This is a genomic window from Lysinibacillus sp. CD3-6 (assembly GCF_006351725.2).
GTDB lineage: Bacteria > Bacillota > Bacilli > Bacillales_A > Planococcaceae > Lysinibacillus.
Map to the genome: position 1 here is coordinate 3820187 of NZ_CP085880.1, position 18077 is coordinate 3838263.

The 18077-nt window shown below is 35.4% G+C and carries 23 protein-coding genes; 6 read left to right on the top strand and 17 right to left on the bottom strand.

Annotated elements, in window-relative coordinates:
- Positions 1–58: 58 nt before the first annotated feature.
- Positions 59–433: a HesB/IscA family protein gene (locus FH508_RS19070; protein WP_173479778.1), complete on the bottom strand. Its 375-nt coding sequence runs from the start codon at positions 431–433 to the stop codon at positions 59–61.
- Positions 434–616: 183 nt separating this feature from the next.
- Here FH508_RS19070 and FH508_RS19075 point away from each other — a divergent pair, with 183 nt between their 5' ends.
- Positions 617–1303, top strand: coding sequence for a DUF2225 domain-containing protein (locus FH508_RS19075; protein ID WP_173479779.1), 687 nt, complete (start codon positions 617–619; stop codon positions 1301–1303).
- 50 nt (positions 1304–1353) lie between these two features.
- Here FH508_RS19075 and FH508_RS19080 read toward each other — a convergent pair whose 3' ends face one another.
- Entirely contained in the window at positions 1354–1590 is a 237-nt protein-coding gene (locus tag FH508_RS19080; RefSeq protein ID WP_024364841.1) for a NifU family protein, read from the bottom strand.
- A gap of 84 nt (positions 1591–1674) precedes the next feature.
- Between FH508_RS19080 and FH508_RS19085 the strand changes: the two genes are divergently transcribed.
- Positions 1675–2010 carry a YuzD family protein gene (locus FH508_RS19085; RefSeq protein ID WP_139859840.1) on the top strand — a complete coding sequence of 112 codons (336 nt, stop codon included), beginning with the start codon at positions 1675–1677 and terminating at the stop codon, positions 2008–2010.
- An 86-nt stretch (positions 2011–2096) separates the two neighbouring features.
- Here FH508_RS19085 and FH508_RS19090 read toward each other — a convergent pair whose 3' ends face one another.
- The gene (locus FH508_RS19090) at positions 2097–3164 is read right to left on the bottom strand and encodes an NAD(P)/FAD-dependent oxidoreductase (RefSeq protein WP_139859842.1); all 1068 of its coding nucleotides are present in this window, start codon (positions 3162–3164) and stop codon (positions 2097–2099) included.
- Between the two features lie 405 nt (positions 3165–3569).
- Between FH508_RS19090 and FH508_RS19095 the strand changes: the two genes are divergently transcribed.
- Positions 3570–3806 (top strand): YuzB family protein, encoded by a 237-nt coding sequence (locus FH508_RS19095; protein WP_139859844.1) that lies wholly within the window; start codon positions 3570–3572, stop codon positions 3804–3806.
- A 127-nt stretch (positions 3807–3933) separates the two neighbouring features.
- Here the strand turns inward: FH508_RS19095 and FH508_RS19100 are convergent, their stop codons facing one another.
- Positions 3934–4695 carry a TIGR01457 family HAD-type hydrolase gene (locus FH508_RS19100; RefSeq protein ID WP_139859846.1) on the bottom strand — a complete coding sequence of 254 codons (762 nt, stop codon included), beginning with the start codon at positions 4693–4695 and terminating at the stop codon, positions 3934–3936.
- Positions 4692–5144, bottom strand: coding sequence for a DUF86 domain-containing protein (locus FH508_RS19105; RefSeq protein WP_139859848.1), 453 nt, complete (start codon positions 5142–5144; stop codon positions 4692–4694). The genes FH508_RS19100 and FH508_RS19105 overlap by 4 nt, the downstream gene beginning before the upstream one ends.
- 88 nt (positions 5145–5232) lie before the next feature.
- Here FH508_RS19105 and FH508_RS19110 point away from each other — a divergent pair, with 88 nt between their 5' ends.
- Positions 5233–5499 (top strand): DUF3055 domain-containing protein, encoded by a 267-nt coding sequence (locus FH508_RS19110; RefSeq protein ID WP_139859850.1) that lies wholly within the window; start codon positions 5233–5235, stop codon positions 5497–5499.
- Positions 5500–5661: 162 nt separating this feature from the next.
- On the opposite strand, the gene FH508_RS19115 is transcribed toward FH508_RS19110, so the two are convergent.
- From FH508_RS19115 to FH508_RS19165, 11 genes are all read right to left on the bottom strand, one after another.
- On the bottom strand, positions 5662–5847 hold the full coding sequence (locus FH508_RS19115) for a hypothetical protein (RefSeq protein ID WP_370635667.1): 186 nt from the start codon (positions 5845–5847) through the stop codon (positions 5662–5664).
- A gap of 57 nt (positions 5848–5904) precedes the next feature.
- Positions 5905–6438, bottom strand: coding sequence for a D-glycero-alpha-D-manno-heptose-1,7-bisphosphate 7-phosphatase (locus FH508_RS19120; protein ID WP_173479796.1), 534 nt, complete (start codon positions 6436–6438; stop codon positions 5905–5907).
- A gap of 341 nt (positions 6439–6779) precedes the next feature.
- Positions 6780–7169, bottom strand: coding sequence for a hypothetical protein (locus tag FH508_RS19125; protein WP_173479780.1), 390 nt, complete (start codon positions 7167–7169; stop codon positions 6780–6782).
- A gap of 114 nt (positions 7170–7283) precedes the next feature.
- Positions 7284–8096, bottom strand: a complete 813-nt coding sequence (locus FH508_RS19130) for an undecaprenyl-diphosphate phosphatase (protein ID WP_173479781.1) — start codon at positions 8094–8096, stop codon at positions 7284–7286.
- 158 nt (positions 8097–8254) lie between these two features.
- Positions 8255–8608, bottom strand: a complete 354-nt coding sequence (locus tag FH508_RS19135) for a YutD family protein (protein WP_173479797.1) — start codon at positions 8606–8608, stop codon at positions 8255–8257.
- 33 nt (positions 8609–8641) lie between these two features.
- The gene (lipA, locus tag FH508_RS19140) at positions 8642–9565 is read right to left on the bottom strand and encodes a lipoyl synthase (RefSeq protein ID WP_173479782.1); all 924 of its coding nucleotides are present in this window, start codon (positions 9563–9565) and stop codon (positions 8642–8644) included.
- A 114-nt stretch (positions 9566–9679) separates the two neighbouring features.
- Positions 9680–10429, bottom strand: coding sequence for a sporulation protein YunB (gene yunB, locus FH508_RS19145; protein ID WP_173479783.1), 750 nt, complete (start codon positions 10427–10429; stop codon positions 9680–9682).
- 65 nt (positions 10430–10494) lie between these two features.
- Positions 10495–11604, bottom strand: coding sequence for a cyclic di-GMP phosphodiesterase (locus FH508_RS19150; protein ID WP_173479784.1), 1110 nt, complete (start codon positions 11602–11604; stop codon positions 10495–10497).
- Positions 11605–11641: 37 nt separating this feature from the next.
- Positions 11642–13009: a bifunctional metallophosphatase/5'-nucleotidase gene (locus FH508_RS19155; protein ID WP_173479785.1), complete on the bottom strand. Its 1368-nt coding sequence runs from the start codon at positions 13007–13009 to the stop codon at positions 11642–11644.
- Positions 13010–13025: 16 nt separating this feature from the next.
- A complete protein-coding gene (locus FH508_RS19160; protein ID WP_173479786.1) occupies positions 13026–13847 on the bottom strand; it encodes a sulfite exporter TauE/SafE family protein in 822 nt (273 codons plus the stop codon).
- Positions 13847–14704 carry a DUF72 domain-containing protein gene (locus FH508_RS19165; protein WP_173479787.1) on the bottom strand — a complete coding sequence of 286 codons (858 nt, stop codon included), beginning with the start codon at positions 14702–14704 and terminating at the stop codon, positions 13847–13849. The genes FH508_RS19160 and FH508_RS19165 overlap by 1 nt, the downstream gene beginning before the upstream one ends.
- Positions 14705–15382: 678 nt before the next feature.
- On the opposite strand from FH508_RS19165, the gene FH508_RS19170 reads away from it, so the two are divergent.
- A complete protein-coding gene (locus tag FH508_RS19170) occupies positions 15383–15754 on the top strand; it encodes a hypothetical protein (RefSeq protein ID WP_173479788.1) in 372 nt (123 codons plus the stop codon).
- A gap of 18 nt (positions 15755–15772) precedes the next feature.
- Positions 15773–15931 carry a hypothetical protein gene (locus FH508_RS19175; RefSeq protein ID WP_173479789.1) on the top strand — a complete coding sequence of 53 codons (159 nt, stop codon included), beginning with the start codon at positions 15773–15775 and terminating at the stop codon, positions 15929–15931.
- A 733-nt stretch (positions 15932–16664) separates the two neighbouring features.
- Here the strand turns inward: FH508_RS19175 and sufB are convergent.
- A complete protein-coding gene (gene sufB, locus FH508_RS19185) occupies positions 16665–18062 on the bottom strand; it encodes a Fe-S cluster assembly protein SufB (RefSeq protein WP_173479790.1) in 1398 nt (465 codons plus the stop codon).
- Positions 18063–18077 lie beyond the last annotated feature (15 nt).

Consider the following 18077-nt stretch of genomic DNA (forward strand, 5'->3'; position numbering starts at 1 on the left):
TACTTTCCTAAATACATCAAGTTCGGTTTTTTTAACAATTCTATCTCAAAAGGTTTTATTAATCACAAACCTCAGGTGTACCTTCACGTTTCGCTGCTTTAAAGCTTGTGCCACAGCCGCAAGATGCGATTGCGTTTGGATTATCGATTGTGAAGCCACCGCCCATTAGCGATTGTTTATAGTCAATTTTTGTTCCCATTAAGATAGGCGCATCTTCGCGGGAAACAAGAATTGTTAAACCATGTTGTACATCCTCAAAATCATCGTCTTTTTTCTCTTTATCAAAATGCATTCCATACGATAGGCCACTACATCCGCCACCATTAACAGCTACGCGTAAAAAAGAACCTCGTTCCTCGTTATGCTCCATCATTTCATTAATATGAAAAACTGCTGCCTCAGTCACTTCTATTACTTGTTTTGAACTTGTCATCCCAGTCACCTTCCTTCTTACTTATCATATCAATTTTGACTATTGTATGACAAACATTCAGCTTCGATTTGATTATTAGCAAAAATTCCCGATTTATTCACTTAATTAGTATTTTTTATTCATGTACAAAACCTATGGATTGGTATAATAGTTTTAATTACATCTATGAAAGAGGTATCAATTATGGAGATTTCACCATATTACGAAAAGAAAGTACAATGTCTTAATTGTAAAAAAGAATTTCCTACATTAAAAGTACGCTCTAAATTCATAAAAGTAGATCATACCGAAACCGATTTTCAGCCGATTTATGCAGACGATGTCAATGCTCTTTACTACAACGTATTCGTTTGTGAGCATTGTGGCTTCTCCTTTACTGAAGACTTTTCAAAATATTTTGCGCCTGGTGTACAGGATGTTATTCAGACGCAAATTACAGAAAAATGGGTACATCATGATTTCAAAGGCGAACGTACTATATTCCAAGCGATTCAAGCTTATAAATTAGCGTTTTTATGCGGGACAATTAAAAAGGAAAAGTTTGTTGCTACGGCTGGTCTTACATTACGTCTTGCATGGTTATATCGTTCATTAAAAAATGAAGGGCAAGAGCAACGTTTTATGAAAATGTCACGTGATCTTTATATGGAATCTTATTCAAATGAGGATTATAGCTCTACTCAAATGTCAGATATTCGCATTATGTATATGATTGCCGAATTATCTCGTCGTATCGGGGATATTGAAAATGCGACACGCTTCTTTTCGAAAGTTATTGAGAAACAAAGCCACGGAGGCGAAGCAAAAATAATCGATATGGCAAAGGAACAATGGACACTAATTCGTGAAGAAAAAGCTCGACATGCGTAAAAAAAAGTTCTAGCCTGAATTTTTCAGCTAGAACTTTTTATATGCAGTGATTAGAAAACTTGCTCTACTTCAATGATACCTGGTACTTCTTCTAATAAAGCACGCTCGATACCTGCTTTTAGAGTAATCGTAGAACTAGGGCAACTACCGCATGCACCTAATAAACGTAATTTTACTACACCATCTTCTACATCTACTAATTCACAGTCTCCACCGTCACGTAGTAAGAATGGACGTAATTTATCTAATACTTCTTGAACTTGGTCGTTAATCGTTGCTTCTGCCATTTGTCTCGACTCCTTTCCTTATAATGATTATAATGTTAGCAACAGAAAAAATCCAATATAGAATCACGGGGGAGAATAAATACTATGAGTCAATCAAAACCAACCATTGAAATTTACGGAACAGCTGTCATTTGTGCTAGCTGTGTCAATGCACCTTCTTCAAAAGATACATATGAATGGCTACAAGCTGCCATTAATCGAAAATACCCAGACCAAGCTTATGATATTCGCTATGTCGATATTGAAGGTCCAATTGAGAATGATCGTGACCAGGATTACGCTACACGTATCCAAGAAGATGAATTTTTCTATCCACTTGTCTTAATCAATGATGAAGTAGTAGGAGAAGGCTATGTCCAATTAAAACCAGTCTTCACTGCACTTGAAAACCTTGGCTTTACACCAGACGAAACTGTTTAAAGAAAATAGGAAAGGGATTGTTCAAACGTGCTTTGAGCAATCCCTTATTATTATATATGAATGCTCAGTGACATAAGAGCATTCTATTAATCGTTTTGATATTTATACATCCATAGTAATCCAGACTTCATTAAACGTGCAATACGGCCTGTAACAGTAGTATCAGCTAGGTACGCGAAGCCTTGCTTTTTGCCCAATGAGCCCATGAAACCTTTTAATTTAATGTCTGGCATTTTTTCTGGTAAACGCTCGCCTCTCCAACGCATGCGTAAAACTTTGACGATATGTTCTGCCTGTTCTTCCGCTAATTGTGCACTTGGAGAAAAGTCTGAAGAAGCACAATCACCTACAACATATACATGCTCATCATCCAACACATTAAAGTATTGTGTAACAATTGGACGACCTTGGCGATCCTTTTCAACATCCATATCACGGACGATTTTAACAGGCTGTACCCCTGCAGTCCATACTATGGCATCTAGCGGAATTTCTTCTTCATGATTAAATATTTTACCAGGTTCTACTTTAGTTATATTAGAATTGGCTATTACATCTACATTATGTTTAGTAAACCAAGCTTTCACATATTTACTAAGCTTCTCAGGGAAGTCTTTTAAAATACGTGGACCTCGGTCAAATAACTTCACATTTAAGTCAGCGCGGCTTTCACGCAGTTCGCTCGCTAACTCAATACCACTTAAACCAGCACCTACAATGCCGACAGTCGAGCCAGCTGGTAAACCACATAACGCTTGGAATGTTGCACGTGATTTAGCCATCGTCTGAATGCTGTATGTGTACTCTTCTGCACCTGGTACACCATGATATTTATCTTCACAGCCTAGACCAATTACTAAATCATCATATTCAATACGTTGCCCATCTTCTAGAATGACTACTTTTTCGGCACGATTAATTTCAACGGCCTCACCATATACAGCCGTTAAACGCTCGTGCTCTGGGAAGCTTACACGAATTTCTTTATCTGTCGATGTCCCTGCTGCTAATGCATAAAATTCTGTTTTTAAACTATGGTAAGGCGCTCGATCTACTAACACAATCTCCGTGTCTAACGGTAAGTTGTTTGGTAAAAGTCGAAGCATGACACGCATATTACCGTAGCCGCCACCTAAAAGTACTAATTTCCCCATAATAGTCTCCTTTAATGTATCTAATAATAATTGTTCACAAAGTATCCACAATTGAGTATAACCGATTGTGAGAAGTTTCACAATATCAGATTGCACTTTTTGTGAAAGATTTCACAATATCGATAACTTCTTTGCGTTTTTTAACAACAATTCATACAAGATCAATTACACCTCGAGCTTATAGCATCCAGATTTTTAGTTCGCTTGCTTGTTAAATACATTTTTAAATGTGTGACATTCTCCGTAATCTTTTACATCCATTCATCTCAAGTATGAACGGTTACAAAACTACGTCCATAGCTTGGCCTTTTTCTCCCACAAAAAAAGGTTGGCTTTTGTTGAATGAAGTTAAAATATTGACGAACGTTTCAAAAGCTAGTAGCATAACAATGGTGAGGTGAACATATGAATCCAATGGTTGAATTTTGTATAAGTAATTTAGCAAATGGCTCACAGAAAACTTATGAAATCCTCGAACGCGATCCAAATATCGACGTTTTGGAATATGGCTGCCTCAGCTACTGTACGAAGTGTTCTGAATCCTTTTATGCAATTGTAAATGGTGATTTAGTTGAAGCTGCTTCTCCTGATGAGCTCACAAAAGCTATATATCAATTTATCGAAGAAAATCCATTATGGTAATATAATTGTTTATATAATAGACATGTCGAGTCTTGTCTTGTAAAATAAAAAAATTACACATATGAAAAGGATGCTATACCGATAATCGGTATAACATCCTTTATTTTTTTGTTAAGTCCCACCACAATTAGTCTTCCCATACGAGCGTTTCTAGTAAATAAGTAGGTTGCTGTTCTTTTTCACGCACGACACTTGTTGGTGTAACGCCTGTGTTGACGTGAATTGTATCACAGCCAAAACGAATACCACACATAATGTCTGTATCGTAGTTATCACCAATCATCACCATCTCATCTTTTGACACATGATGCTCTATTGCAATGATGTCGAGCATTGCTGGTGATGGCTTACCGATGTAAATCGGCTCTACCCCCGCTACCTCTCCTACTAAACGTGCAAATGCACCATTCCCAGGTAAAAAGCCATATTCTGTTGGAAACTTAATATCTTGATTTGTTGCGATAAATATCGCCCCATTTTGCACTGCAACAGTCGCTTTTGCTAATGCCATATAATCCAAAGTTCGATCTATTCCCATAACAAATACATCTGGCTCATTGTCTACAGGTTCAATTCCTTCGTTTAATAACGCCAATCTAATACCATCGGATCCCATCATCGCTACTTTTTTGCCTGAAAAATTCAGTGCTACATACTTTGCCGTAACTAAGGCACTTGAATAAATATGATGAAGCGGTGCTACTACTCCAATCGCTTGTAATGACTGTTGTAATTGTTCTCTTGTTTTAGAAGAGTTGTTTGTTACGTAAAAGGGTTCAATTCCCTGTTGCTGTAATCTTTGTATAAAAGCAACCGCAGAAGGAATACCTTCCTTACCGCGGTAGACAGTGCCATCTAAATCAAAGCAATAAGCTTTATAAGTTTTCATTGATGATCCTCAGGTAAAAATGCTGATACGGGACCTAACTCATTTGTTAAGTAGCTATTCACAGCTGGTGCAAACTGCTTTAAAGCAGGTAAGCTTGCTGTTAAAACATTCACTACTTCAGTAATATCTACAGAAACAAATTCACGAACAAGCATTTTACGTAAGCCTACAACAGCCTTTAACGATGCTTCGATGTCAGTTGAGACAACTTTTTCATCGATTAAAATATCAATGATATCCTCATAGCTACCTGGATCACGCATAATAAAGCCGTCAATCATCAAGTTCCCTACATCCATCATTGATTCCATCACATTATGACCGATTCGCTCGACTGCTAATTTCGTAATATCACTTTGAAGCCAATTTTCCTCTGCCTCAAAAATAGCTAATAGTTTATCTAAGTACTGTAAGTTTGTTGTGATTTTATTTCGATCTACAAAATACACAAGGAAAGCCCCCATTCAAATCATTTAAAGTTGATAGTCTTTTCTCTTCTATAGTACCATATCTATAGGACTGGAAGGAGATTAAAAGATGGAACGTTTTTTCTTATATGATGATGTAGAAGATACAAAAACACGCTTTGTAAGTTTCGCAGGGCAAAAACTGCGTTATGATTTAGCCATTTTACAATCTGGCCGCTTCTTTGGCAAAGTACTTGTAATGGATATTCAATTTGGCCGTTTCGCTATTATAGGGCCTGACGATGTCGAAGAACCTGGCTACCTAGAACACGTGTACAACCGTTCTGAAGAAGACACGATTGAATTACGTGAATACTTACGTGAATTGCTTAATTGACACCCGTTTAAAGATTTAAATACAAAAAAATTCCGCTAATTATTTTCTCGGGGCAATCCGTAAGTCGCACAAACTGACATTCATTGCCCCGCTAGAATAAAGCGGAATTTTTTTGGTCAAAAATCTCATTGACTAATGGAAAGTAGGACAACCTATACTTCATTATTTATTTATAGTTGAAGGGTTGTCTTTATTATGTGGTTTATCTTTATTTTCATTATCATTTTGTTTTTTAGCTTGTCTATTTTGCCCAATAACAGCTAAATCATCAACACTAATATCAAATCCGTATCCGTATTCTTCTCGGTTTAATTGTTTTTGCTTTTGCTTTTTTTTCTCGTTAGCCAAAGTTATCACCTCCAATTTTTAAATTATCCTTTTTTAAGGAATTTATACTTCATTATGTTATGCGTTTAATTTTGCATCTTCTATGATCCAGTCAACTGCACTTATTAAATCGGGGTATACTGCATCTGCAAGCGGATCACGCTTACCTAGAAATACACCCTTTGTACCAGCTCTTTTCCCTGCAATAATGTCTGTGTCTGTATCCCCCACCATATAGGATTTAGATAACTCGACACTATATTTTTCAGCGAGTTCCACAATTAACTTACTATTGGGCTTACGACAATCGCAGCCAGCTTTTGGTTTATGAGGACAATACACTACTTCATGAATTGTAGCACCTTGCTTTTTCAATTCATTCGCCATATGAACGTGTATTTTTTTTAATTGACCTTCCTTCATAAATCCTAATCCAACACCACCTTGATTTGTTACAACAAAGACAAAATCAAAGCACTCGTTCAATTTTTTTATCGCTTCTGGAACACCAGGTAAGAAAAAAAGTTGCTGCGGTTTGTTAACAAATTTCACCCTTTTGGTCAACACTTCGTTAATAACGCCATCTCTGTCTAAAAATACTGCTCTTTTTATATAAATCACACCTTTAATAATAATCAATAACGATATTGTTTCCCACTCTGGTTGAAGCTATGAATGCATACTTGAACTAAAGATTATTTCCTAATTTTTAAAAATACATATTGTATATTCTGTTGTTCCTCCGATAAGGGGCAATCTTCTACAGCAAAGTAACTTTATTATTTCATATAATTTAGCCAAGAAGAAAAGGAAAAGTGTTAGACTGATTTCAATCAATCTAACACTTTTTTCAAGGCTGATTTGCAATTTGAAAGACATTTTTTTCTACCTTCAACTCATATTCTCTTCTATAAATCCCCATTGTTTCATAATGAAAGCTTACGAGATCTAAACTACTCACACCACACTTGGATGTAATTTGTTCTACTACCCCCATTAAACACTAGACGATATGACCAATCTACTTTTGAACTAACTTTAATATATTTTGTTCCTGCTAAAACAACAGAATTAGAACCTACAGTACTCCAATTGCCATTAGGGGCTTTATGTTGGAATTTATAATTCCCAAAACTATTTTCAGCATTAAACCCTAATGTCATGTCAGTTTTAATAGCTTTACAAAAATCAGTAGTTCTAGTTTGTCCTGAACTAATACTGAAATTCCCCAGCGAAACTGTTGCATTATTAGATTGAATAGCTGCAGGGACATCCTTACTAAATCCAAATGCAAAAATACTAACAAATGCGAAAGAAAATAAAGCTTTAACCATCTTTTTCATGGAAAAAATCTCCCTCCGTATTTTTTTACAATTAATATAAAAAAACTGATAATTATGTAAATAAGAAATGTTAATAGTTCAAAAATATTTAATATAATTGAATATGACAATCACTTATATAACATAAAAGCAAGCTAATACTATTGCTAAAATAATTCGATAAATTGCAAATGGGGTCAATTTGATTTGAGAGATAAGTTTTAAAAAGAAGCGAATGGAAATAAGGGAAAAAGCGAACGAGCTAATAAAACCTGCAGTATAAAACCCTAAATAATCAAAAGATAAATAATCCCAACTTTTAATGATTGATACACTACTTGCTCCTATCATAATTGGTACAGCCATTATAAAGGTAAAATCAGCTGCTACTCTATGATTCATTCCAAGTAAAACCCCACCTGAAATCGTCGCTCCTGAACGTGAAAATCCAGGCCATAGTGATAAGCATTGCATAAGTCCAACCATAAATGCTTGTTTATAAGTAATTTGATCTAATGATACGATTTTCGGTTTTTTAGGACCAAATTTATCAGCAAACATCATAAGAACTGCACCGATAATAAGAGCCACTATAACCGTCTCTATTTTAAATAATTTGTCTATAAAATCCTTGAAAGTTAATCCCAAAATAGTGGCAGGCAATAAGCCAATCACAACATGTAACAAGTTTAAATGAGAAGATGCATATTTACTAAGCCCTAACAGACTGAATAAACGTTTCCAAAAAACAAGAAAAACAGCTAAAATTGAGCCTAATTGAATTACAATTTTAAATGTAATTGCAGCGGTATCTCCTAATAATATATTTGTTTTTAGCCACATGTCGTCTACAATAATTAAGTGACCCGTTGATGAAACGGGTGCAAACTCAGTCATTCCTTCAATAAAACCTAAGATAATCGCTTTAATTAAATCAAAAAGTCCCATAGTTGTTCCTCTCCTTCTTTAAAAATTATTATTACGATGGTCGTTATTCCATTATACATTATAATAATTACACTCTAAATTAGTTAAAAGCACATAATTATTTCACAACTCCTATCAATAAAAAAACCTGATGCAAACTTTGCATCAGGTTTTTATGGCTATTCAGCTATTTGTTCATTGTCATTTGGTTTTGTCACTTCGGTTACTTCATTTACTACAACGTCGGGCTGTAAAATAACTTTACCACCTTTACGTAAAACAAAATAAGCACAGCCAAAATTACAATACTCATATAAGTAATCCTGAAGCGTACTAATTTTCGTATCAAAGGTGGATTTTTGATTTTTATCATCAAAAAATCCCTTTAGACGTAGCTGATTATAGCCCCAGTCGCCTACAATATAATCATATTTGACTAAAATATCTGAGTACCGCTCTTTAAATACTTCTTCTTGAAAAGCTTCACGGTAATCTTCAACTACTTCATATTCATATCCTTCTATAATTATCAAAGTGACACCACCTTTCTCGTCTATCATTCCACATTATACTTCGGCTTGTAGTTGTCGTTCCTTCGTTGCAGCATTCACTTGCTCGTCAGCATGATAACTACTACGTACAAGTGGTCCTGCTTCACAATGCTTAAAGCCTTTTTCCATTGCAATTTTGCGAAGTTTGCCAAATTCAATTGGTGAATAATATTTTTTTACAGGTAAATGTTTTTTTGTTGGTTGCAGATATTGACCAATTGTCATAATATCTACGTCGTTTGCACGTAAATCGTCCATTACCTCTAAAATTTCCTCATGCGTTTCCCCTAAGCCAATCATTAATGATGACTTTGTTGGAATGTCTGGTTGCATCTCTTTTGCTAAACGAAGAAACTCTAATGAACGTTCGTATTTTGCACGCGCACGGACTCTTGGTGTTAACCGACGTACTGTTTCAATATTATGATTTAAAATATCAGGTTTAGAATCCATTAAAAGTTGCAGATTTTCCTTCAAACCACCAAGGTCAGAAGGTAGTACTTCTACAGATGTGAAAGGACTTTTACGGCGAATAGCACGCACGGTTTCAGCTAAAACTTCTGAACCGCCATCCTTTAGATCGTCACGTGCTACCATTGTTATAACAACGTGCTTTAAATTCATAATAGCTACTGAGTCTGCAACACGTTCTGGTTCTGCAAGATCTAACTCATTTGGTAAACCTGTTTTTACTGCGCAGAAACGACAAGCACGTGTACAAACTGATCCTAAAATCATCATTGTTGCTGTACGGCGCTCACCCCAGCATTCATGAATATTTGGACAGCGCGCTTCTTCACATACTGTATGAAGATTTTTTTCACGCATAAGCTTTTTAAGACCTTTATATTCATCGTTCGTGTTTAGTTTAATTTTAAGCCAATCTGGTTTTCTTACATGTTCTTCTTTAGCATTGCTAGTAGGTTTACAGGATGTCATACAAATTCGCCCCTATCAGTTATCTTTTGTTGAATATTATCTACCATCACTGTTGTCAATGTATCATATTACACGAACGGCAACAACTAACATTTACTCTCAGCTTAAACTTTTCTATTGATATGGAACTGGTACTTCTATTGATGGTTGTACTGCATCTCCACCATTTGTATAAATGTTTGGTACTGGCCCTCTCGTTAACCCCATTGCTACTGGAATATCCTGTGATACCGTCGTTGATTTACTAGCAAATGGAACTATTATTTGGACATTAACTTCTATATGAATACCTACTTCTACATAGGCGCTATTAATGCCAAATTCCCGTATATCGGATGTAACATTACTATGAACATTACCAATTACATGAAAGCGAATTGGTATTTTCGGCCCTAAATTACCGAGTAAAGGAAGATCAGCCGCCTGTGCAAGTGGGACGAAAAAGACAATGCCATCACCTTCTTGAATTTTGTTTACATCATATTCGACATTATCTAAATCAGGTAAATGGGCTAACTCTCCATGCTCAGCCTGCTCTAAATACATTTTTACAAGTTCGAGTGTTTCTGCACGTACTCTATTAATAATTTCTGTATTAAATTTGGTCGTTACTGAGGTGCCAGATGGTACATCTTCGATTATATCATTAACGTCTAATACGTTAGAAGTACGTGAGTTAATGGCTTTACTGACAACATAAGATGCAATTTTATTTGTCTGCACTTCGGCATATTCCAAATATGTGGGTTTAAGACGTTCATTTAAAAAATATAGAAAAAATACAATACAAACAATGCTAGCCACTATTAATAAGGTTAAACGATTAAGCTGCATTCCTCTTTTATGATTCGTTCGCAATTTCATCCTTTTTCGAGGGAAAAACAAAAAAATCTCCTCCTGTTCTACAACTTATGAACAGGAGGAGCAAATTATACGACTCGCGATGGCACTACATAATCGGTTTCAATACTATCAATTGTTACAGTTGGATAGTCCACTAAATTAATTTCGTATGTCGCTGTGAGTAATTCATTTTGTTCTTCAAAAATCCGAATCCATGGCAAGGATGAATCCAAATTATTTTGCTTAGAAACAATGCCTCGACGACCGTCTGATAATTTTAAAATCAGTCCATTCGGATAATGGACAACTGATTTTTTCAATGCGTTGACAATACGCGCATCATAAAGTGTTCCCGAACCAGCTTCCACAATGGCAAGCCCTTGTGAAGGAAGCATTTTTTCACGATATACGCGATTTGTCGTCACCGCATCAAATACATCAGCAACGCCAATAATTTTAGCAAATGGATGGATTTCAAAATCAACTAAACCACGTGGATAGCCACTTCCATCAATGCGTTCATGATGTTGAAAAGCACAATGTGCAACCAGTAAGGAAATGGAATGTAAATTTCGTAATAAATCAAATCCAAAACGCGTGTGCATTTTCATCATTTCAAATTCTTCATGCGTTAAGCGACCTGGTTTTTTTAGTATCTCTTTCGGCACCATAAGCTTTCCAACATCATGCAATAAGGCACCAATACCGATTAAACGAAGATCTTCGGCGGAATGACCTAATTCTTTTGCGATAGCAATCGAATATAAAGTTACATGAAAAGAATGCTGATATAAGTATTCATCGAATAAATAAGCATCCGTTAAAACCGTCAAAATTTCATTATTACCTGTAACAGCTGAGAGTAGTTCATCGACAATCGTGACAATCGCTTTCGATTGCTGATCAAGTATATAAGAGGCATTAACCGTACTTAAACCATTTATTGATTGAAAAGAATTTTTTATGGTCGAAATGGTTTTGTTTCGGACATCAGGAGGAACCGTCTCCTTTACTTCAATACCTTCAGAAAGTTTGTCATCTATATATAAATAATGCGTATTCAACTGTTGAAGTCTTTCAATAATACGTTCATTAATGACAACGTCTTTCTTTAAAAGTGGATGACCTGCCTCATTCCAAATGGTCCTTCCTAATACCATACCTTCTTTTAATACATCGATTGAAATTAATCGCATGACTTCTTCCCCAATCCATTCTTAAAGCTTTGTTTATCTATCGCTTAAAGAAACTTTGCCCATAATCTAACATAATGTTTCGTAAAAAATCAGGTAAAATATATTTTTTCTTTGCATATTTAAAGCTTGGATAAAAATAACCGAACGTAAACAAATCAAGTGTCACTAATTTATAAGTACGATCATTATCTGCAATCTTACCATTTATGAGCAATTGACGATCCTCATTCATAGCAAAGCCATATGTCAGCATCTTACCAAAAATTACGCCCCTAAAACCTAACCCTTTAAGTTCCATATTGGGCCATTCTTCATTTTTCGATTGTTGAAAAATTTCCTTTATTTCCGAAACTGACAATTCAATTGTACATAAATTAATAGGATGTGGAAAAATTTTATGCAAATCAAGCGCTGTTACCGTTCCTTTTGGAAGGCCGTCTAAAAAAATCCCTGCATTAAATAACGCACAGTCCGCACCACTTTTTTCTAATATGGCTTGCGCAAATAGATGTGATAATTGTGAATAATGGAACCATTCTTTATTGTACGTCTTTTTCGTTGAAAATACAGGCTTGTCTAATAAGCTTTTACCTTCTTCTTCTAAAGATAGCAGAAACTCTTTTTCATTTTCAACAATTGGCAAGTCCTTATTATGAATTAAAGTATCCTTTTTTTCAACAATTTCCCTCGTTTTTTTATCGTATTCTAGCACAAGATGTCCCGTATATTGTCCAAATTTCCCTCCACCTGTGAGCAATACACCATTGATACCCTTACCATTTGGTAGCGTATGGTGAGTGTGTGAACCAAAGATGACATCGATTTCTGGACATTCCTCTGCTAATAGTTCATCTTCAGTAATTCCTAAATGTGACAGACAAACAACAATATCAACTTCTTTACGAAGTTGGTGGGTTAAACGGATTAGGGAGCTTCGAGCATCATCTATTTGCCAGTTTAATTCCTTATAATAAATTTCGAACATGGCAGTCGCAGCAATGACTGCAATTTTTGTATTGTATTTTGTCGTTAACACAACGTAAGGTTTCAACCACGTTGGATTTTCACCTTCTGCTGCATTTACATTTCCTACTACGACGTCAAATTGCGCATCATTATATAGATGAAATAGCTCTTCATGCGACAGTGTTATCCCTTCATTATTACCTATTGTTACAACGTCATAACCAGCTTTGTTTAATAATTGGACATTGCCCTTACCGATAGTAGCATCTGTATAAATATTCGACCTATCTAAATGATCCCCAACATCAACTAAATAGCTCGTTTCACCTAATGCCTCATACTGAGCACGTTGCATTTTCACATACTTTTGCATTCGTGGCCAATACTTAAAATGACTATGCACATCATTTGTGTGAAAAATATGAATTTTTTCCAGCATTCAAGCCACCTCTTCTTTACAATAAGCCCTCTATAATGGAACGAATTCCTAATAATAATAAAATAATTCGTAGTGCTAGGACAAGTGTATCGGATTTAATTTTTTTATTGAGTGCTGCCCCTAGTTTAGCTCCAATGTAAGCACCAGGAATAACTGGAATTGTATAAAGCCACGGTACATGTCCTAAATAAATATGGCTCGCTGAGTTAACAATTGAAGTTAAAAACACCATAAACATCGATGTTGCAACGGCAACATGTGGCGGAAATAAAAACAAAATAATCATGGCAGGCACAATCATTGAGCCGCCACCAATACCAAATAATCCTGAGGCAAAGCCAACAGCAAAACAGAATATTAATGCAAACCAAATTGGATATCCATAGATAAACGTTTGACCAGATGTATCGATAAACTGATGTTGTGTACCATTTTTCACAAACCATTGTACAGGTTTCAATTTATCGCGTACAAGTAAAATTATCGATATAACAATTAATAAAATTCCAAAATATAAGTTAAATGACGGTAAATCTAAACCTTTATTTACCCATGCCCCTAACATCGTCCCTGGAATACTACCTAAAAAGAATATAAACCCACTTTTATAATCTACTGTTTTGGATTTCATGTAGCTTAAAGTTGATGCAAGGCCAGTGAAGATCATCATTACAACCGATAGCCCGACCACTTTTTGTGGTGTAATATCAGGGAGCATCCCAAGGTTTAGTCCAACAAATAAGGTTGCAGGTACTAAAATAATCCCTCCGCCGAGCCCTACAAGTGAACCAATGAGCCCCGAGGCTAGTGCAATCACTACTAAAAGAATAAACTCCATTATACTTCTCCTTCAAACATATTTAATTGTTTTGGTGCTAAACCAACATCTCGAATAGCTAACATCTCCTGAAGTTCTTTCGCATTTTTCGCAGCATGCTGTCCAGAATTATTATTAAATAAAACAAATAGCTCCTGCACATTCGGCTCTATGCTTTGAAGTTGCTGTCCGAGTTGGTATAGTTCTTCCTTATTATAATCATATAAAAAACGAACTTTGCGCCAGTTTTCCGAATTGCCCGTATTACGCCAACCATGAATATTGCGTCCATGAATACGGACGAGTGCCTTATTTGCCGTTACTTCAGGATAAAAAGGGACAGAACCAACACCAGCTTGTGGTTCATCACAAATAGTATGAATAAATTGATGTTCCTTTAAAAAATCCATTGTTTGCTTAACTACCTTCTCTGCATACCATGTCTGATTTCGAAACTCAATTGCCACATCGAAATCTTTTAATTGTTGCCTAATATACAATAAGTATTGTACATTTTTTGACTGACAATCAAACCATGGTGGGAATTGCGCTAATATCATCGCTAACTTGCCATGACGTTTAAATTCGTTTGCACATTCGATAAATGCATTGAACATATCGTTTTTGGATTCAAATGGAATTTCTCCTCGCAAATGTCCTGTCATTCCCTGGTATGCCTTTATTACAAAACGAAATGAATCTGGTGTTAGCTCACACCACTTTCGAACATTGTCAACTGATGGAATGGCATAAAAAGACGTATCTAACTCTACCGTTAAAAAATGACCTGTATAATCAAATAATTTGTCCTTTGAGGCAGTAACACCACTATACAACGAAGGATGATCGCCCCAGCCTGTTAACCCAACTCGAATCAAGTGACTCCCTCCTTATGTACATAATCATAGCACGCAAATACTTACAAAAACAAAAAGCGACTAAAGCTAAAATAGCTCTAGTCGTATGTATTTTCACAAAATTAGTCCATTGAACTTTCTATCATATACAGTTGAATAGAAAGAAAGACAACATAACAAGCAACTATACTATTACTATTCATACACTTTACCATAAATCATTTGAAATCGCTCGAATACGTTTTTTGAGCAAATCTACAAATATTCGATTAGACGACGACGTTTACAGAGAGTGACTCTTCTTAGGAAGACCATTATCATAACATACACTACACGAAAGGTCCGTAATTGGATGGGATATAAAACTATATAATCCCTATCTCTACTATATAATACATGCACAACTAATAGTCTGGCATTCGCTTTTACATCAACAGTTAATATAATTGTCGGATGTTCATGATGAAAAGTGCTATTCCTATGAAGTATATAGCCTTTATTTTGATATAAACATTCATTGTAACTCACAACTTCTATAAGCTTGATTATAGTCGATACAGCAGGTTTGCCTAAAACGTTGAAAATATTAATAACTCCCACCAACAATATCTCATTTTTTGAAATATTCAAACTAATACGCTATAATATATTCGATTTTTACATAACATTCTAAAAAATAAAGAGAAAGGAGAAAGGAAAGTGCAAAAAAAAATCATTTATTTCATAGTTGCTTTGGTTTTGGTTGTTTCATTTGGTTCAATTGTAATTCAGCCACAAGCAGTGACTAAAGATGAGGTAAGTGAAGATAATTCAAAAGAAAAGGTTGGTGATATGAGTGGTAATTTATACAAAACAAATAAAGATGATACTACAACTTATGGATGGCCTTGGACTGCAATAACTAAAACTGTAAAAAAAGAATATACTTCCGCCGCTACAGTCCCAGATTCAATTTATTACGAAGAGTATATTGATGGTAAGTGGTATCATGGCAAACTAAAAAGAACTGGAGATGTAGAAAAGCTTCAATATACTTGGAGAGCAACTTTCACAGGTAAAATTAATTATTAAAAAAGGAGTGTAACATATATGAATAACTTTTTTAATAAAGGTTTATTGATGATAGGTACTGCTTCATTTATTTTACCATTTTCTAGTCCAACTGTTCTAGCAAGAGAAACAACTATACCATTGAGACAAGAAACAAAAACTGATGTATCGCCATTTTGGGTTTATGATCATGTTTAAACAATCACTTTGACATTTCCCACAGCTTCATTGATTCCTAAGGAAGTTCCCTATGAGTATTATCAATAAGTTTATGGGGTAATGAGAGGTCTTTTAAAATATGTAAAACATGAGTATATTAAAGGAGAATATAAAGCTACATTTACTGGCAGGATGTATAGTAATCCACTATAAGTGGTCTTCAGTTAGAAAATTAATTTTGGGATAAGACAACCCACAGACCTACGATGATAAGATTTCGTATATTATACAGAAGTAGTACAAGATTACTTAAAATATCGAAAATTGTTTCTACAATAAATTTTTGTTTGACGAAAATGTATAATACTACCCATTAACAACATTCAAAGATTATTGTTTTGTAATTAATTGAAAAAGGTTCTACGATGGCTGTCGTAGTATCTTGCACTATCTAAGTAAATACAAACTGAAACGATTCAATTGTGGCATTATCAGCGGGCCTACCTTTACGGGATATGCTCATGGTAATGCCTTTTGCTTCACAGCTTGTCGAAAGTGATAATATGTGTAATTCGAGCTTTGGTAATGCAACTCAGGGTCATAAATTGGTATAGGTTACAGCCATTACTTATTTACATATAAAGAAAAAGATCGAGCGCAGTGCACTCGACCCTTTATTAAAAGCATATAGTAGATGATTTGCGGGTGTTTCATACATTTCACCTTAATCAAACCATATAGAAATGTTGATGTTTCAAGGTTTATCAGACTATTACCCGATACTGCCTTCCATCTCAAACTTGATGAGACGGTTCATTTCTACTGCGTATTCCATTGGTAATTCTTTAGTAAATGGTTCGATAAAGCCCATTACGATCATTTCAGTTGCCTCTTCTTCAGAAATACCACGAGACATTAAGTAGAATAATTGCTCTTCTGATACTTTTGAAACTTTCGCTTCATGCTCTAAAGAAACATTATCATTTAAAATTTCGTTGTATGGAATTGTATCCGAAGTAGACTGGTTATCCATGATTAACGTATCACATTCAATGTTGGCACGTGCACCACTTGCTTTAGGACCGAAACGTACTTGACCCATATATGTTACTTTACCACCTTGTTTCGCAATCGATTTTGAAACGATTGTAGAAGATGTGTTAGGTGCCATATGAATCATTTTAGCTCCAGCATGTTGGTGTTGTCCTTTACCAGCTAATGCAATTGATAATGTCATACCACGAGCGCCTTCCCCTTTTAGGATACAAGCTGGGTATTTCATCGTTAATTTAGAACCGATATTACCATCGATCCATTCCATCGTACCGTTTTCTTCGACAACTGTACGTTTTGTTACTAAGTTGTAAACGTTGTTCGCCCAGTTTTGAATCGTTGTATAACGGCAGTAAGCATTTTTCTCAACGATAATTTCTACTACTGCTGAGTGTAAAGAGTTTGTTGTATAAACAGGAGCTGTACATCCTTCAACGTAGTGTACATGTGCACCTTCATCAACAATAATTAGCGTACGTTCGAATTGCCCCATGTTTTCAGAGTTAATACGGAAGTAAGCTTGTAGAGGTGTTTCAACTTTTACACCTGGTGGCACATAAATAAATGAACCACCTGACCAAACTGCTGAATTTAATGCAGCAAATTTGTTGTCAGTATATGGAATTACTTTACCCCAATATTTTTTGAAAATATCTTCGTTTTCACGTAAAGCTGAGTCAGTATCTTTAAACACAATACCAAGGTCTTCAAGTTCTTGTTTCATGTTATGGTATACAACCTCAGATTCGTACTGAGCAGATACACCTGCAAGATACTTTTGCTCTGCCTCAGGAATACCTAATTTATCAAATGTAGCTTTAATTTCTTCAGGTACTTCATCCCAAGATTTTTGCGTAGCTTCAGATGGTTTTACGTAGTACGTAATTTCATCAAAATTTAAATCTCCAAGGTCGCCACCCCATTGTGGCATTGGTTTTGTATAGAAAGTTTCAAGCGCTTTTAAGCGGTATTCAAGCATCCACTCAGGCTCTTGTTTCATATTTGAAATTTCACGGACGATTTCTTCAGTTAAACCACGTTTTGAACGGAAAATTGATACGTCCTTGTCATGGAATCCGTATTTGTAATCGCCAATATCCGGCATTTTTTTAGCCATTATTTCTCCTCCGTT

What these genes read in the sequence shown, in the direction of transcription:
- FH508_RS19070 (WP_173479778.1), bottom strand. Translation starts at nt 433, where the DNA reads ATGACAAGTTCAAAACAAGTAATAGAAGTGACTGAGGCAGCAGTTTTT.
- FH508_RS19075 (WP_173479779.1), top strand. Translation starts at nt 617, where the DNA reads ATGGAGATTTCACCATATTACGAAAAGAAAGTACAATGTCTTAATTGT.
- FH508_RS19080 (WP_024364841.1), bottom strand. Translation starts at nt 1,590, where the DNA reads ATGGCAGAAGCAACGATTAACGACCAAGTTCAAGAAGTATTAGATAAA.
- FH508_RS19085 (WP_139859840.1), top strand. Translation starts at nt 1,675, where the DNA reads ATGAGTCAATCAAAACCAACCATTGAAATTTACGGAACAGCTGTCATT.
- FH508_RS19090 (WP_139859842.1), bottom strand. Translation starts at nt 3,164, where the DNA reads ATGGGGAAATTAGTACTTTTAGGTGGCGGCTACGGTAATATGCGTGTC.
- FH508_RS19095 (WP_139859844.1), top strand. Translation starts at nt 3,570, where the DNA reads ATGAATCCAATGGTTGAATTTTGTATAAGTAATTTAGCAAATGGCTCA.
- FH508_RS19100 (WP_139859846.1), bottom strand. Translation starts at nt 4,695, where the DNA reads ATGAAAACTTATAAAGCTTATTGCTTTGATTTAGATGGCACTGTCTAC.
- FH508_RS19110 (WP_139859850.1), top strand. Translation starts at nt 5,233, where the DNA reads ATGGAACGTTTTTTCTTATATGATGATGTAGAAGATACAAAAACACGC.
- FH508_RS19125 (WP_173479780.1), bottom strand. Translation starts at nt 7,169, where the DNA reads ATGAAAAAGATGGTTAAAGCTTTATTTTCTTTCGCATTTGTTAGTATT.
- FH508_RS19130 (WP_173479781.1), bottom strand. Translation starts at nt 8,096, where the DNA reads ATGGGACTTTTTGATTTAATTAAAGCGATTATCTTAGGTTTTATTGAA.
- lipA (WP_173479782.1), bottom strand. Translation starts at nt 9,565, where the DNA reads ATGACATCCTGTAAACCTACTAGCAATGCTAAAGAAGAACATGTAAGA.
- yunB (WP_173479783.1), bottom strand. Translation starts at nt 10,429, where the DNA reads ATGAAATTGCGAACGAATCATAAAAGAGGAATGCAGCTTAATCGTTTA.
- FH508_RS19150 (WP_173479784.1), bottom strand. Translation starts at nt 11,604, where the DNA reads ATGCGATTAATTTCAATCGATGTATTAAAAGAAGGTATGGTATTAGGA.
- FH508_RS19155 (WP_173479785.1), bottom strand. Translation starts at nt 13,009, where the DNA reads ATGCTGGAAAAAATTCATATTTTTCACACAAATGATGTGCATAGTCAT.
- FH508_RS19160 (WP_173479786.1), bottom strand. Translation starts at nt 13,847, where the DNA reads ATGGAGTTTATTCTTTTAGTAGTGATTGCACTAGCCTCGGGGCTCATT.
- FH508_RS19175 (WP_173479789.1), top strand. Translation starts at nt 15,773, where the DNA reads ATGAATAACTTTTTTAATAAAGGTTTATTGATGATAGGTACTGCTTCA.
- sufB (WP_173479790.1), bottom strand. Translation starts at nt 18,062, where the DNA reads ATGGCTAAAAAAATGCCGGATATTGGCGATTACAAATACGGATTCCAT.